15 protein-coding genes are annotated in these 13,110 nt (G+C 41.6%); 10 read left to right on the top strand and 5 right to left on the bottom strand.

Annotation, left to right across the window (positions count from 1 at the left end; genetic code table 11):
• Positions 1-4 precede the first annotated feature (4 nt).
• Positions 5-1,192, bottom strand: coding sequence for an MFS transporter (locus RFX69_RS16905; RefSeq protein ID WP_289332422.1), 1,188 nt, complete (start codon positions 1,190-1,192; stop codon positions 5-7).
• Between the two features lie 9 nt (positions 1,193-1,201).
• Positions 1,202-1,876: a cupin domain-containing protein gene (locus RFX69_RS16900; protein WP_272242024.1), complete on the bottom strand. Its 675-nt coding sequence runs from the start codon at positions 1,874-1,876 to the stop codon at positions 1,202-1,204.
• Between the two features lie 184 nt (positions 1,877-2,060).
• On the opposite strand from RFX69_RS16900, the gene gcvA reads away from it, so the two are divergent.
• The 10 genes from gcvA (at position 2,061) to madM (ending at position 10,389) form a co-directional block, all read left to right on the top strand.
• Positions 2,061-2,975 (top strand): transcriptional regulator GcvA, encoded by a 915-nt coding sequence (gene gcvA, locus RFX69_RS16895; protein ID WP_289332423.1) that lies wholly within the window; start codon positions 2,061-2,063, stop codon positions 2,973-2,975.
• 108 nt (positions 2,976-3,083) lie between these two features.
• Positions 3,084-4,763: a malonate decarboxylase subunit alpha gene (gene mdcA / locus RFX69_RS16890; protein WP_031963802.1), complete on the top strand. Its 1,680-nt coding sequence runs from the start codon at positions 3,084-3,086 to the stop codon at positions 4,761-4,763.
• Complete coding sequence (locus RFX69_RS16885; RefSeq protein ID WP_215763513.1) at positions 4,763-5,647, top strand: triphosphoribosyl-dephospho-CoA synthase; 885 nt, start codon at positions 4,763-4,765, stop codon at positions 5,645-5,647. The genes mdcA and RFX69_RS16885 overlap by 1 nt, the downstream gene beginning before the upstream one ends.
• A gap of 2 nt (positions 5,648-5,649) precedes the next feature.
• Positions 5,650-5,949: a malonate decarboxylase subunit delta gene (locus RFX69_RS16880; RefSeq protein WP_215763512.1), complete on the top strand. Its 300-nt coding sequence runs from the start codon at positions 5,650-5,652 to the stop codon at positions 5,947-5,949.
• Entirely contained in the window at positions 5,942-6,793 is an 852-nt protein-coding gene (locus tag RFX69_RS16875; RefSeq protein WP_215763511.1) for a biotin-independent malonate decarboxylase subunit beta, read from the top strand. Before RFX69_RS16880 ends, RFX69_RS16875 begins: the two co-directional genes overlap by 8 nt.
• Positions 6,790-7,617 (top strand): biotin-independent malonate decarboxylase subunit gamma, encoded by an 828-nt coding sequence (gene mdcE, locus RFX69_RS16870; RefSeq protein WP_289332424.1) that lies wholly within the window; start codon positions 6,790-6,792, stop codon positions 7,615-7,617. Before RFX69_RS16875 ends, mdcE begins: the two co-directional genes overlap by 4 nt.
• Complete coding sequence (locus tag RFX69_RS16865; RefSeq protein WP_272355203.1) at positions 7,608-8,216, top strand: malonate decarboxylase holo-ACP synthase; 609 nt, start codon at positions 7,608-7,610, stop codon at positions 8,214-8,216. Before mdcE ends, RFX69_RS16865 begins: the two co-directional genes overlap by 10 nt.
• Positions 8,217-8,229: 13 nt before the next feature.
• Complete coding sequence (gene mdcH, locus RFX69_RS16860) at positions 8,230-9,159, top strand: malonate decarboxylase subunit epsilon (protein ID WP_289332425.1); 930 nt, start codon at positions 8,230-8,232, stop codon at positions 9,157-9,159.
• Between the two features lie 56 nt (positions 9,160-9,215).
• Entirely contained in the window at positions 9,216-9,632 is a 417-nt protein-coding gene (gene madL, locus RFX69_RS16855) for a malonate transporter subunit MadL (RefSeq protein ID WP_224991694.1), read from the top strand.
• Positions 9,625-10,389, top strand: coding sequence for a malonate transporter subunit MadM (gene madM, locus RFX69_RS16850; protein ID WP_289332426.1), 765 nt, complete (start codon positions 9,625-9,627; stop codon positions 10,387-10,389). The genes madL and madM overlap by 8 nt, the downstream gene beginning before the upstream one ends.
• Positions 10,390-10,426: 37 nt before the next feature.
• On the opposite strand, the gene RFX69_RS16845 is transcribed toward madM, so the two are convergent.
• The 3 genes from RFX69_RS16845 to RFX69_RS16835 all read right to left on the bottom strand — a co-directional run bounded on the left by RFX69_RS16845 (position 10,427) and on the right by RFX69_RS16835 (position 13,108).
• A complete protein-coding gene (locus RFX69_RS16845; RefSeq protein WP_289332427.1) occupies positions 10,427-11,359 on the bottom strand; it encodes a LysR family transcriptional regulator in 933 nt (310 codons plus the stop codon).
• A 97-nt stretch (positions 11,360-11,456) separates the two neighbouring features.
• Positions 11,457-12,875, bottom strand: a complete 1,419-nt coding sequence (locus tag RFX69_RS16840; RefSeq protein ID WP_289332428.1) for a PLP-dependent aminotransferase family protein — start codon at positions 12,873-12,875, stop codon at positions 11,457-11,459.
• Positions 12,876-12,973: 98 nt separating this feature from the next.
• On the bottom strand, positions 12,974-13,108 hold the full coding sequence (locus tag RFX69_RS16835; RefSeq protein WP_000749814.1) for a hypothetical protein: 135 nt from the start codon (positions 13,106-13,108) through the stop codon (positions 12,974-12,976).
• Positions 13,109-13,110 lie beyond the last annotated feature (2 nt).

Raw genomic sequence — 13,110 nt, 5'->3', positions numbered from 1 at the left:
GAATTTAAACAAACTGCTTTTCTCTTTTTTGGCTTAGCCAGAAGAGAGAAGCTGCGGCAATCACCAACCATGGTATTAACGCTATATTCATTGCTTTCCAGCCGAATAAATCCAGTAAAGCACCTGCACTAAACGAACAAATCAAACCGACAACAAAAACGGTCATATCGTTAATGGCTTGGGCCTTGGCTTTTTCAGCCACAGAATAAGTTCCTGTGAGTAAAGAAGTACTGCCAATAAATAAAAAGTTCCATCCCACACCCAATAAAATTAAAGATATTGCAAAAGATGTGAACTGAATACCTGAGAGAGCAAATCCGATATAGCAAGCAAATAATAAAAGACCTGCAAACATGATTTTAAGCACACCAAAGCGAGCGATTAAATGTCCAGTAAAGAATGAGGGTAAAAACATACCAAGTACATGTAGTTGAATGACTGTCGTAATTGACCCAAGTTCATGGTGTGAATGTCGCATGGCAATGGGTGTTGCGGTCATACCTAAAATCATAATGCCATAACCTGTGACGGCACCAAACAGAGCAACTAAATAGGTCGGTTGAAAGACAATCTGTTGCCATGGACGACCAGCAGTAAAGTCAGACTTTTGCTCAACTGTATCAGCTATATGTAAGCTAGATAAAATGCCCATTGCCACAAGTGAGATGATACTAATAATTAAAAATGAACCGATATATTCTAAATGCTGGAATAAGGGTCCACCAAAACGGGCTAAAGTCGGACCAATCAGTGCTGCAACAATTCCACCTGCCATCACCAAAGAAATAGCGCGTGAGCGGAACGCATCATTTGCCACTTCACTGGCAGCAAAACGGTAAAACTGAGCAAAGGATTGATAGGCCCCGACACATAGCGTACCCAGAGCCAGAAGCATGAGTGAACTATAAAAAATACCAATTGATGCGATAATGCCGCCGAGCACACCTAAAAAAGCACCGAATAGAAAACCGTTACGCCGTCCAATATGTGCCATTAATATTGAGGCAGGGAACATCATTAAAGCCGTACCCAAAAACATAGATGCGATGGGCAGCGTTGCAAGTGTTGGGGTATTTGCAATATTTGCCCCAGCCAAGCCACCAATGGTCATGACCATGACAGAAACGGTTTGGAAAAGGGATTGGGAACTCGCCAAAATTAATACTTGGCGGTGCATAGTATTTTGAAGCATAAAGAGCCTTTAATTATATTCCGCAATGGCTGAGGCTAGGTGTCCAGTTTTTACATAAAGAGAAGCGCCAGACAAACCAGCTTGAAAATAGGCAAGTGTTTTTGGAGGTAGGCGTATCCATGTTCCAGCGTCAAAAACCATTTCTTTATCAACCAACTGACCTTGGGTAATCAAAATTTCGATTCCACCCTCAGCTTCTTCAATAAAAAGTTGCTGCGGCTTGAGTTTTTCTAAATAAGTGTGTTCATAACTTGCATCAATTAATGTGCAAATTAAACGCGAATCTATTTTTTGCCATTGTGCTGGGTCGTTGGTATTGATTCGTAAAGCTTGAGTTTCTGACATAGGAATTTGCATAAGTTTGACAAAAATCAATGTACCTTCTTCACTCGATGGTTGGTGTACTGACTGATGGGGACTCCGTAAATACCATCCAGCGGAGTAGTGCAGATTTTGATTTTCAGTAAATACGCCTGAAAGTACGAGGATTTCTTCACCATGATGATGTCGATGTTCAGGGAAGGTTGTATGGGGCGCATATTTCACCAAACTGGTTGCACGAGCTATTTCATCGCCAATACGATCGAGCATGACACGATCAACTTCCCCACGGGGAGATTTCACCCAGTGATAGTCTTCAGGTTTGATAATCACAGCCTGTGAAAAATCGGCATGGATCAACATGACTACTCTCCTCCTAAACGCAATTCTCTTTATTCAATAACAAAATAAATAAAGTGAGTGAGCAAGCCTACTCAAGATGTAAAAATTTAATCGTTATGAAGAGATTACAGAGTATTTTAGAAATAAAGATTTATAAGTACAAATGAGATAATCTACTTACCCAATAAAGAAAAACTTTAGCGCTATGAATTCACCAGTTTATTTGAATGCACTTCGTGCTTTTGAAGCCAGTGCACGACACAAAAGTTTTTCTGCTGCAGCAAAAGAGTTAAATGTTACTCCGGCCGCAGTGGGGCAATTGGTACGTACACTCGAAGATTGGTTAGGCTTTCCGTTGTTTCATCGGCAAACTAACGGTAAAAATCGGCTGGTCGCTACTGAACTGGCTGAATCGGTTTTACCGGATATTCGTGCGGGTTTTGATAAGCTCACTTTGGCTTTAGAAAAATTAAAGCAAGATTCTCTATCAGGTGTGCTTAATATTGCGGTCAGTCCAGCATTTGCTGAAAAATGGCTATTACCAAGAATTGATCATTTTCAAAAACAATATCCAGATATTGATATTCGTTTAGACATTAACCTTAAAGCCGTAGATTTTTTAGAGCAAAAAGTCGATGTGGGTGTCAGATATGGTCAAGGACAATGGCAAGGTTTAGAAGCCGTTAAACTTATGGATGAAGAGGTTTATCCCGTATGTTCGCCTACATTTTTAAATGAACATTCATCGCTTTTAACGCCGAACGATCTAAAGAATATCACTTTAATTCATGATCTTTCGATGGAAAAACATCAACAATTTCCGGGGTGGCAATCTTGGCTAAAAAGTGTAGGTTTGAATGACATTAATATTAGCCGTGGTATGCAAATCAACAGTTCATCTGCAGTTTTACAGGCTGCAATGGAAGGACATGGTGTTGCGTTAGCGCGTAGTGTTATGGTGCAAAAAGATATACAAACCGGACGTTTGATACGATTATTTCCTCAAATTCATTTCTCTTCGTCATTTTCTTATTATTTGGTGTACCGACCAGAGTATGCAAATTTGCCTAAAGTCAAAATCTGTCTAGATTGGTTTTTTGAAGAAATTCATCGAATATAAATTAATCATTAACCTGAGGTTAATAACTAATGATGTAGGTTGATTGATCGAAACTCCATAACGCGTTTTTATAGATTCAGAACAAAACTGCGATCTATAGGTAAGCACATGGAAGGATCAGTTCAGAATAAAGAACGGTTATGGACAAAGCGGCGTCATGCCAAACAATTAAAACTAGAGATGGCAAACCAATATACCGATGGTGTGGTGATTCCAACTCAAGACATTATTAAAGTTTTGGAAACCTTAATTACACCGGGTGACAAAGTTGTACTCGAAGGGAATAACCAAAAGCAGGCTGATTTTTTATCGCGCTCTTTGGCTCAAACCAATCCAGATATTTTGCATGATTTGCATATGATCATGCCAAGCGTAGGGCGTTCAGAACATCTTGATCTGTTTGAAAAAGGTATTGCGCGTAAGCTCGATTTTTCTTTTGCTGGCCCACAAAGTTTGCGTATTAGTCAGTTAATTGAAGATGGTTTACTAGAGATTGGTGCGATTCATACCTATATCGAGTTGTATTCACGTTTGGTGGTTGATCTTATTCCAAATGTAGTGCTCTCAGCGGGCTTTATGGCAGACCGCCAAGGCAATATCTATACAGGTCCAAGTACCGAAGATTCTCCAGCACTTATTGAACCTGCTGCTTTTAGTGACGGTATCGTGATTGTTCAGGTCAATGAACTGGTCGATGACGTCTCAGAGTTACCCCGTGTCGATATTCCTGCTTCTTGGGTTGATTATGTGGTGGTGGCGGATCAGCCATTTTATATCGAACCGTTATTTACTCGTGACCCGAAACACATTAAGCCAGTGCATGTGCTTATGGCGATGATGGCAATTCGCGGAATTTATGAAAAGCATAATGTGCAATCGTTAAACCATGGTATTGGTTTTAACACTGCGGCAATTGAACTGATTTTACCGACCTATGGCGAGTCTCTAGGTTTAAAAGGAAAAATTTGCCGAAACTGGACACTGAATCCGCATCCAACTTTAATTCCAGCGATTGAAACCGGTTGGGTTGAAAGCGTGCATTGCTTTGGTACCGAACTTGGTATGGAAAAATATGTTGCAGCTCGTCCTGATGTGTTCTTTACAGGTCGTGATGGCGCTTTACGTTCCAACCGTATGATGTGTCAGCTTGCAGGTCAGTACGCCGTTGATCTATTTATTGGTGCAACTTTGCAAGTTGATGGCATGGGCCATTCTTCGACTGTCACCAAAGGTCGTTTAGCTGGTTTCGGTGGTGCACCAAATATGGGGCATGATCCACGCGGACGTCGTCACGATACACCTGCATGGTTAGATATGCGTTTGCAAGGTGCCAATGAAACCGAAACTTATTTGGCACGTGGTAAAAAGTTAGTTGTTCAAATGGTGGAAACCTTCCAAGAGGGTGGTAAGCCAACTTTTGTAGAACGTCTTGATGCGATTGAAGTGGCTAAAACCGCAGGTTTGCCTTTAGCCCCGATCATGATTTATGGCGATGATGTGACCCATTTACTGACCGAAGAAGGCATTGCTTATCTATATAAAGCAAGCAGCCAAGAAGAGCGCCAAGCCATGATTGCTGCGGTAGCAGGTGTGACCAGTATTGGTTTAACTCAAGACCCAAAAACGACAGCGCGCTTGAGACGTGAAGGTCTGGTGGTATTCCCTGAAGATTTAGGTATTCGCCGTACCGATGCCACACGTGAACTTTTAGCGGCGAAAAATATTGCCGACTTGGTGACATGGTCAGATGGCTTATATCAACCACCTGCAAAATTCAGGAGTTGGTAATGATGGCACAAGTTCAATATCAAACGCTCAGCGATGGTCAGCTTTTGGCAAGTTTAGCAGTCAAAGCGTTAATTGATGAAGTTAATCTGACACCGAAACCAGCTTTGGTCGATCGCCGTGGCAGTGGTGCACACAATGACCTGACTTTGGAGTTAATGGAGCGCTCTGCGAAAAGTTTAGGACCCATGTTTGAAGCGATGGCGCAAGCAGCAAAGCATCATGGAAAAGTCTGTTTAGCTTTGCGTGAAGACATTGGAGAAATTGGCCGTCAAGGTGAAAAGACCATGATGTTGGCAACAGATGGTGTAAATACACACCGCGGTGCAATTTGGGCCTTGGGTTTAATGGTTACCGCAGCAGCATTAGCGCACACGAATCAACAGTACTTTTCTGCTGTTGAGCTATGCCAGTTAGCAGGCCAGATTGCTCAGTTTGAAGATCGTTTTATTCCAAAGCAGGCTTTAAGTCATGGTCAGCAAGTACAAAAGAAATTAGGCATCTTAGGTGCCAAAGAACAGGCTCAGCAAGGTTTTCCAACCATTGTAAATTTTGGCTTAAAGCAACTTTATCAAAGTCGTAGTAAACCTATGAAAGAAGAGTTCGCTCGATTAGATGCCTTACTTGCCATGATGACAGATTTGACCGATACCTGTGTGCTTTATCGATCTGGAACATCTGGTTTAAAGCGTATGCAACAAGGTGCTCAGCAAGTATTGGATTTGGGTGGCAGTTCAAGCTTAGAAGGTCGACGTGCTTTGCATCTTTTAGAGATTGATCTGCTTCGGATGAAAGCTTCTGCAGGTGGTGCCGCAGATTTGTTGGCAGCAACACTATTTGTAGATCGTGCTGAGCAGTCATCCGGAAAAAATAAAAAGGGATTTTGATTATGGAAACACTTCATTTTGAATTTGTGGCCACAGAGCCACCTGTAAAAAAAGCACTAGTAGGATGTGTTGGCTCGGGTGATTTAGAAATTTTGATGGAACCCGGTGAAACTGGAAAAGCTTCTATTCATGTAGTGACTTCGGTAGATGGCAGTGCAGCACGTTGGCACAATCTTTTCGAACGGATTTTTGCTGCGCAAATACCACCAGCCGTCAATATTGATATTCATGACTTTGGTGCAACTCCCGGTGTCGTTCGCTTACGTCTAGAACAAGCATTGGAGGAAATTGCTCATGACTGATATTCAGAGTTTGTTAAATAAACAAGATTTTATTGAACTTGGCGCAAGAGAGCGTGCCAAAGCATTCTTAGATGCTGGTTCTTATAAAGAATTACTCGACCCATTTTCACGTGTTATGTCGCCTTGGCTCGTTAAGCAAAATATTGTCCCGCAAGCCGATGATGGTGTAGTGATTGCAAAAGGATCTATTCAAGATCGCCCAGTGGTTCTAATTTCTATTGAAGGCTTATTTCAAGGCGGAAGTTTAGGCGAGGTAGGCGGAGCTAAAATTGCGGGTGCCTTAGAACTTGCAGTTGAAGACAATCTGAAAGGGATTCCAACAGCGGCAATTTTACTGTTGGAAACGGGAGGTGTTCGCTTACAAGAAGCAAATCTGGGTTTGGCTGCAATTGCTGAAATTCAGGCTGCAATTGTGAACTTACGTCAGTATCAACCCGTCATTGCAGTGGTTGCAGGCAGTGTAGGGTGCTTCGGCGGGATGTCAATTGCGGCTGGTCTATGTAGCTATATTGTAATGACACAAGAAGGACGTTTAGGCTTAAATGGCCCGCAAGTGATTGAACAAGAAGCTGGTGTACAAGAATATAACGCCAAAGATCGTCCATTTATATGGAGTATTACTGGTGGTAATCAGCGTTTCGCTAGTGGTTTGGCAGATGCTTATGTTGACGATGATCGCCAGAAAATTCGTCAGCAAGTCATCGATTATTTAACTCAAGGGGTGCCACAGCAGCATCGTAGTTCAAATTACACATTCTATTTAGAAAAGCTGCAACAAGTTGATACTGCTGAGCAGATTACCCCAGCACAAGTTCAAGCTTTGTATCAAGGAGAGCAAGCATGAATATCGCCGTTGATACATTAAAAACATCTACTCGTGGTGCACATTGGTTTAAAGCACTTACGCAGGGCTTTAAAACAGTTGAAGGTTTTCCAGCTTCGATTTGGGTGGCTGATGGTCAGATTGATCAGCAAGCAGTGCGTGTGATTGCAGTTGTGCAAGACAGCGATAATCTGTTCCCACGGGCAAAACAAGGAGAAGTTGGACTCTTGGAAGGCTGGGGCTTGGCAAAAGCAGTCGATGATGTGATTCAAGCCGATGCACAGGCTGAAACTAAACGCGGTATTTTATGTCTGGTTGATGTTCCAAGTCAGGCCTATGGGCGCCGCGAAGAATTATTAGGTATTCATCAAGCTTTAGCGGGTGCAGTAGATAGCTATGCTAGAGCTAGATTGGCAGGTCATCCAATTGTGAGTTTATTGGTTGGTAAGTCGATGTCTGGTGCTTTCTTGGCGCATGGATACCAAGCCAATCGTATTATTGCCTTAAAAGATTCAGGTGTTATGGTGCATGCAATGGGTAAGGAATCTGCTGCACGCGTTACTTTACGGTCGGTTGATGAGTTAGAGCAATTGGCATCAAGCATTCCGCCAATGGCTTATGACATTGAAAGTTATGCCACGCTTGGTTTGTTATCTGAACTGTTATCTGTCGAAAACCCTGAACAACCGACAAACGAAGATCTTTTGTTAGCGAAGCAGGTGGTTGCTCGAGCATTTAAAGAAATTAATGCTGATCAATCTAGAGGATTGGAACAAAGACTTCACGGCCAAAACCGTCAAATGTCTAAAAAAGTCCGTGAATTATTGCGTGAGCAATGGTCATGAAACTTAAGCTCGAAGCCCATGATTTACTGTGGGGCATGACGGTCGATTGCTTGGCCGATGATGCTCCATATTGGGTGAAAGAGGTATTGCAACGAGGTGATCCTGTTGTAGTTCGACGGGCAATTACTCCTGTAGATCAGGTGGCTGTGGGTGTAAGAGGACAATTTCGCTATCAACGATATGCAGCTCAAATGCCACGATCTGCAATTAGCAAACAGCTTAAGCCAGAAGCGCTGACTCACGTAGATAAGCAACAGTTTGAGCACTTGGCAGAACGTTTACAGAGTATTTCCAGCATTATGAAAAACTTTTCAGGATGTTGGGGATATACAGGAAGTTTTGGGTTTGAACTGGCAACGGGCATTAAAACAGTAAACGGGCAAAGTGACATAGATTTGTTGATTCGAGCTGAACAACCTTTTGCTAAAAAGCAAGCGATTGAGCTACTCGAAAATTTTCAGCAAGTAGGGCTGAATGTGGATGTACAGCTACAACTTCCACAAGGTGGTTTGGCGTTAAAAGAATGGGCTGGGAACAGTGGAAAAGTTCTATTGAAACGTCCTGACGGTGCTGTTTTAGTAGAAAACCCATGGAATTAGGGAAATAGATATCATGGCTTCAATTTGGGTATATCCAGGGCAAGGTGTGCAACGAAGCAATATGTTGCACGACTTACCTCAAACAGCTCTGGTTAAAGAATACCTTGAGCGTGCATCGGATGCACTCAAAGAAGATGTCTTGATGCTAGATAGTCCGGCTGCATTGCAGTCGACACGTTCAGTACAGCTGTGTTTACTGATTTCTGGTGTGGTGAGTTCTGCACTATTAACTGAGGAAAACTTAACACCTGATTATGTAGCGGGTCTATCGATTGGTGCATGGTCTGCTGCAGTTGTAGCAGAAGTTTTAGCCTTTGAGGATGCTGTTCGTTTGGTTGCCTATCGAGGTGAACTCATGCAAAACGCCTATCCAGCGGGCTATGGCATGACGGCCCTAATTGGTGCAGACCGTGCAGCTGTTGAAACATGGGTGAAACAAATTAATGAAATAACGCCACAGGTTTTTGTCGCAAATGTTAATGCACATAACCAGATCGTTATTTCAGGAAGTTTTAAAGCCATGAACCAAGTTGCGGTTTTGGCAAAGCAACAGGGCGTGGTGGCAAAAAAATTAGATGTATCGGTGCCATCGCACTGTGAATTATTAAGTCAGCAAGCAAAGCAACTTGCAGCGTTTATGGAGGGAGTGACTTTAAAGCAGCCTAAAATACGTTATTTAAGTGGTACAACGGCTCGTACGCTTAGCAGGCCAGAACAGATTGGTGATGACTTGGCTTTTAATATGAGTCGAACTGTAGATTGGGAAAGTACCATCCAAGCTGCATGGGAGCGAGGTGTAAGGTTACAGATCGAAGCTTTACCAGGAACGGTACTAACTACACTTGCACGCCGAACATTTAAAGAAGGAACCGTGTTGTCATTTCAAGGGACACGTATAGACAGCATTCAGATTGCGATGCAAAAAGAGCAGCAGAATTATTGATCTTTTTGAATCTGATTTACAAAAGCATAAATGATCCAAGGATATGAGGGATTGTCATGATTATATATGGAGTTGGTTTACTCGCACTTTGCACCTTGGTGGGTGTTATTGTCGGCGATTTATTGGGCGTTTTATTAGGTGTAAAGTCCAATGTTGGTGGCGTGGGTATCGCCATGATTTTACTCATTTGCATACGGTTATGGATGGAAAAACGCGGTGTCATGACAGTTGAAACCGAAAAAGGCGTTTCATTCTGGGGCACTATGTATATTCCTGTTGTTGTTGCCATGGCAGCACAACAAAATGTAGTTGCCGCTTTATCTAGTGGTCATATGGCACTGTTTGCTGCTGTAGTTTCAGTTGCAGTTTGTACACTCACTATTGCTGGTTTAAGTCGTTATAACAAAGCAAGCCCTTTACCGAAAGAAGAGGACACAGCCTTAAACCGAATCGGAGGTAAAGTTCATGGTTGAATTATTATTAAAAGACTTAACACATTTAGGTTTAATTACAGCTTTTGCTTTAATTGCCCTAATTATGTGGCTGTCGACCAAGCTCTCTAAATATTTAACCAACGGACGAGTGCATGTTTCAGCAATTGCGATTGTAATTGGTTTGATTTTGGCGTGGTTTGGCGGAAAAATGACAGGTGGTGAAAAAGGCTTGACCGACCTTGCACTTTTTACAGGTGTAGGACTCATGGGCGGTGCAATGCTTCGTGACTTTACTATTGTAGCCACAGCATTTGAAGTACAAGCGACTGAGGCCAAAAAAGCCGGATTTATTGGTGCCTTCTCTTTATTTCTTGGGACCATTTTGCCATTTATTGTCGGTTGTATATTTGCGTGGATTTTTGGCTATCGTGATGCGGTAAGTATTACCACAATTGGCTCAGGTGCAGTAACCTATATTGTGGGGCCAGTGACGGGTGCGGCCATTGGTGCGAGCTCTGAGGTTATGGCGCTTTCAATTGCAACGGGGCTGGTGAAAGCAATCTGTGTAATGGTTTCAACACCACTCACTGCGAAATTTATGGGATTAGACAATCCACGTTCTGCCATGATTTTTGGTGGTTTGGCAGGAACGGTAAGTGGCGTGTCAGCTGGTCTGGCAGCGACTGATCGCCGTTTAGTGCCTTACGGTGCACTTACGGCAACTTTTCATACGGGCCTTGGTTGTTTGATGGGACCTACCGTTTTGTTCTTCGCGGTTAAAGCTTTAGTAGGTTAATAATTAATTTAATACCTAGCTCAAAAGACCGTTGTTATTAGCAACGGTCTTTTTTATTTTTGAAATTAGAGGCAAACATACGACATTCAGCAATCAGAGCAAGTAAGTTTGGGTCGCGTTCTTTACTTTTTAAAAAGACCAGACCAATTTCTTGCTGCATATGATATTGCTGTTTTAGTGGAATAAGTTTAACTGAACTTTCATAAACCGCAGAAATACGGCCAGGTAATAGTGCAAAACCTACGCCTGAGCTAACCATACTAATTAGGGTAAAGATATCATTGACTTGTAAAGCAACTTTAGGCGAAAAGCCTGCTTTTTTAAAAATAATATCGCTGTCGTTATGAGTGGCAAAACCCTTGGTTAAAGTTAAAAAAGTTTCTTCTTTTAAAAGGCTTAAATCAATATCTTTAAACTCGGCATATTTAGAATCTTTGTTGACGGCCAGAAAGATATCATCTGAAAACATCGGCAAAATTTCAAACTCATCATCTTGAGTGGTTTCATTTAAAGCTACAATGATTGCATCCAGCTCAGTTGCTTTGAGCTTTTTCACCAAATCCTGATTTGAACTCAGCAACAGTTGTATATCAAGCTCACTACGTCTGAGTTTGAGACCGCTAATCACATTTGGAATCGTATTTACAGTCAAAGAATAAAGAGACCCTAAATGTAAAACCTTGGCTGCAAAGCCAGCGGCTTCTCTGGTTTTATTTACGGTAATAAAAATGTCTTGTACGATTTTTTGCGCCCGTTCTTCAAATACATAAGCACTTTTTAAAGGAATGAGGTTACGGCCTTCATTTTTAAAAAGAGGACAACGTAAAGCGCTTTCTAAAGAGTGTAGTGCTTTATGAACACTGACATTACTCAGTTGCATTTCTGCCGCGGTTTTAGACAAGTTGCCACAGCGCATAAAGGCCAAAAAAATCTGTATTTTTTTAAGAGTCAGTTCTTCATCTATTTCCATATTAACATCCAGATATTCTTACCCTTAAAATCGCGCTTTAAGATGAAACTATCATAAATTAAATACTTTAAAATTGTGCTTAGGTCGAAGCATCACTTTACAGGCATGCTTCGACCCTTTCTTGAATAGTTTTGATGACTTGATCTAAAGCAGCTTGAATTTTTTCGTTCCACTCAAAAGAACAATTGATTCTTAAATAATGCTGCTGTGCGGGTAAGACATTAAAGAGTGGGCTTGGCGCAACACCAATATCTTGTTGGATGAGTTCTTCATAAATTTGCATGCTATCGAGTTTATGAGGCAATTTAACCCATAGAAAATAACCGCTTGGGTAATAATAAATTTCGCAGGTCGCGGGCAGATGTTGCTTCAAATAGTGGTAAAAGTGCTTTTTATAACGTTCAAGTGAAAGTCTAAGTGTGCGCAAATGCTTTTCATAATGATGATGAGACAAGAACTCAACCAAGGCATTTTGGATAAGTGCATTCACTGAAATAGTACTCATGAGCTGCAAGTGTTGGATATGGTCCGAAAATTTACCCGCATAGACCCAACCTACCCGAAAACCAGCCCCTAAAGTTTTAGAAAATGAAGAGCAGTGCAGTACCAGATTTTGTTGGTCAAAGTACTTCATCGAAAGTGGTTTTTGCCCGCCATAATAAAGCTCTTCATACACATCATCTTCAATTAAGTAAATTTGGTGTTCATGAAGCAGTTTGGCAATTTTATATTTAATCTCATCACTGACCGTAAACCCAATCGGGTTGTGGCTGTTTAACATGAGCCAACATACTTTAATTGGATATGTATGAATAACCTGTTCAAAAGCCTCTAGGTCAAAACCATGTTGTGGATGTTCGGGAATGGTAATGACCTTAAGCCCTAAACGTTCAGCAGCCTGCCAAGCACCGTAAAACACGGTTTGTTGCAATAGAATATAGTCACCCGGTTTAGCAACTGCTTGTAAAGAAAGATTGAGCGCATCTAATCCTCCGGATGTAATGACAATGTCATCTGGATCGGTCTGTATACCTTGCATACAATAGCGCTGAGCAATCAGTTTTCTTAACGCTAAATTACCGGGAGGTAGGCTTGCTGTCTGGTCATAGCTTTGTCTTTGCCGTGCAAGTTGCCCCATAATTTGAATAAGTTTGGGAGCAGCTAAAAGTTGACTATCAGGAAAAGCTGAACCAAAAGGCACAACAGACTCATGTTGAATCGATTTAAGATATTTAAAAACTAAAGAATTAATTTCAATTTTAGAATTAAGTGAAACGACCGAATATTGTTCCAGTGGTTTTAGTGCAATTTGCTCGGCAACAAAATAGCCAGACTTTTCCTTTGAATAGATCAGACCTTGTGATTCAAGCTCCTGATAAGCATTCATCACAGTCATTAAACTAAAACCAGAACGTTGGACCTGATCTCTTAATGAAGGTAATTTCTCATGTGCATTTAAAGTGCCGCTTTCAATAAGTTGGCGAATGCTATGGGCGAGTTGTTCTGATTTATACATGTATGGGCTGCACGAAATAACAAAATAAAAGATGCACTGAACCAATAATAAATGCCGCTTGCAGAATCTACAAACGGCATTTGTTTATAAGGATGGGTTTACTTTAAGTAAGGGGCAGCATAAATCAATATCACTTTAAACAAACCCGCAATCACAGCTAAGGCTAAAAAACCACCAAGCCATAACAGAATAAACCATTGGGTTTGACTGAGTTTAACTGACGACTTTTTCATAA

Origin of the sequence: Acinetobacter sp. 148, from assembly GCF_031196675.1 — a bacterium.
In the GTDB taxonomy this organism is placed as follows: Bacteria; Pseudomonadota; Gammaproteobacteria; order Pseudomonadales; family Moraxellaceae; genus Acinetobacter; species Acinetobacter baumannii.
This window is presented reverse-complemented; position numbering and strand designations above follow the sequence as displayed.

What these genes read in the sequence shown, in the direction of transcription:
- RFX69_RS16905 (WP_289332422.1), bottom strand. Translation starts at nt 1,192, where the DNA reads ATGCTTCAAAATACTATGCACCGCCAAGTATTAATTTTGGCGAGTTCC.
- RFX69_RS16900 (WP_272242024.1), bottom strand. Translation starts at nt 1,876, where the DNA reads ATGTTGATCCATGCCGATTTTTCACAGGCTGTGATTATCAAACCTGAA.
- gcvA (WP_289332423.1), top strand. Translation starts at nt 2,061, where the DNA reads ATGAATTCACCAGTTTATTTGAATGCACTTCGTGCTTTTGAAGCCAGT.
- mdcA (WP_031963802.1), top strand. Translation starts at nt 3,084, where the DNA reads ATGGAAGGATCAGTTCAGAATAAAGAACGGTTATGGACAAAGCGGCGT.
- RFX69_RS16885 (WP_215763513.1), top strand. Translation starts at nt 4,763, where the DNA reads ATGATGGCACAAGTTCAATATCAAACGCTCAGCGATGGTCAGCTTTTG.
- RFX69_RS16880 (WP_215763512.1), top strand. Translation starts at nt 5,650, where the DNA reads ATGGAAACACTTCATTTTGAATTTGTGGCCACAGAGCCACCTGTAAAA.
- RFX69_RS16875 (WP_215763511.1), top strand. Translation starts at nt 5,942, where the DNA reads ATGACTGATATTCAGAGTTTGTTAAATAAACAAGATTTTATTGAACTT.
- mdcE (WP_289332424.1), top strand. Translation starts at nt 6,790, where the DNA reads ATGAATATCGCCGTTGATACATTAAAAACATCTACTCGTGGTGCACAT.
- RFX69_RS16865 (WP_272355203.1), top strand. Translation starts at nt 7,608, where the DNA reads ATGGTCATGAAACTTAAGCTCGAAGCCCATGATTTACTGTGGGGCATG.
- mdcH (WP_289332425.1), top strand. Translation starts at nt 8,230, where the DNA reads ATGGCTTCAATTTGGGTATATCCAGGGCAAGGTGTGCAACGAAGCAAT.
- madL (WP_224991694.1), top strand. Translation starts at nt 9,216, where the DNA reads ATGATTATATATGGAGTTGGTTTACTCGCACTTTGCACCTTGGTGGGT.
- madM (WP_289332426.1), top strand. Translation starts at nt 9,625, where the DNA reads ATGGTTGAATTATTATTAAAAGACTTAACACATTTAGGTTTAATTACA.
- RFX69_RS16845 (WP_289332427.1), bottom strand. Translation starts at nt 11,359, where the DNA reads ATGGAAATAGATGAAGAACTGACTCTTAAAAAAATACAGATTTTTTTG.
- RFX69_RS16840 (WP_289332428.1), bottom strand. Translation starts at nt 12,875, where the DNA reads ATGTATAAATCAGAACAACTCGCCCATAGCATTCGCCAACTTATTGAA.
- RFX69_RS16835 (WP_000749814.1), bottom strand. Translation starts at nt 13,108, where the DNA reads ATGAAAAAGTCGTCAGTTAAACTCAGTCAAACCCAATGGTTTATTCTG.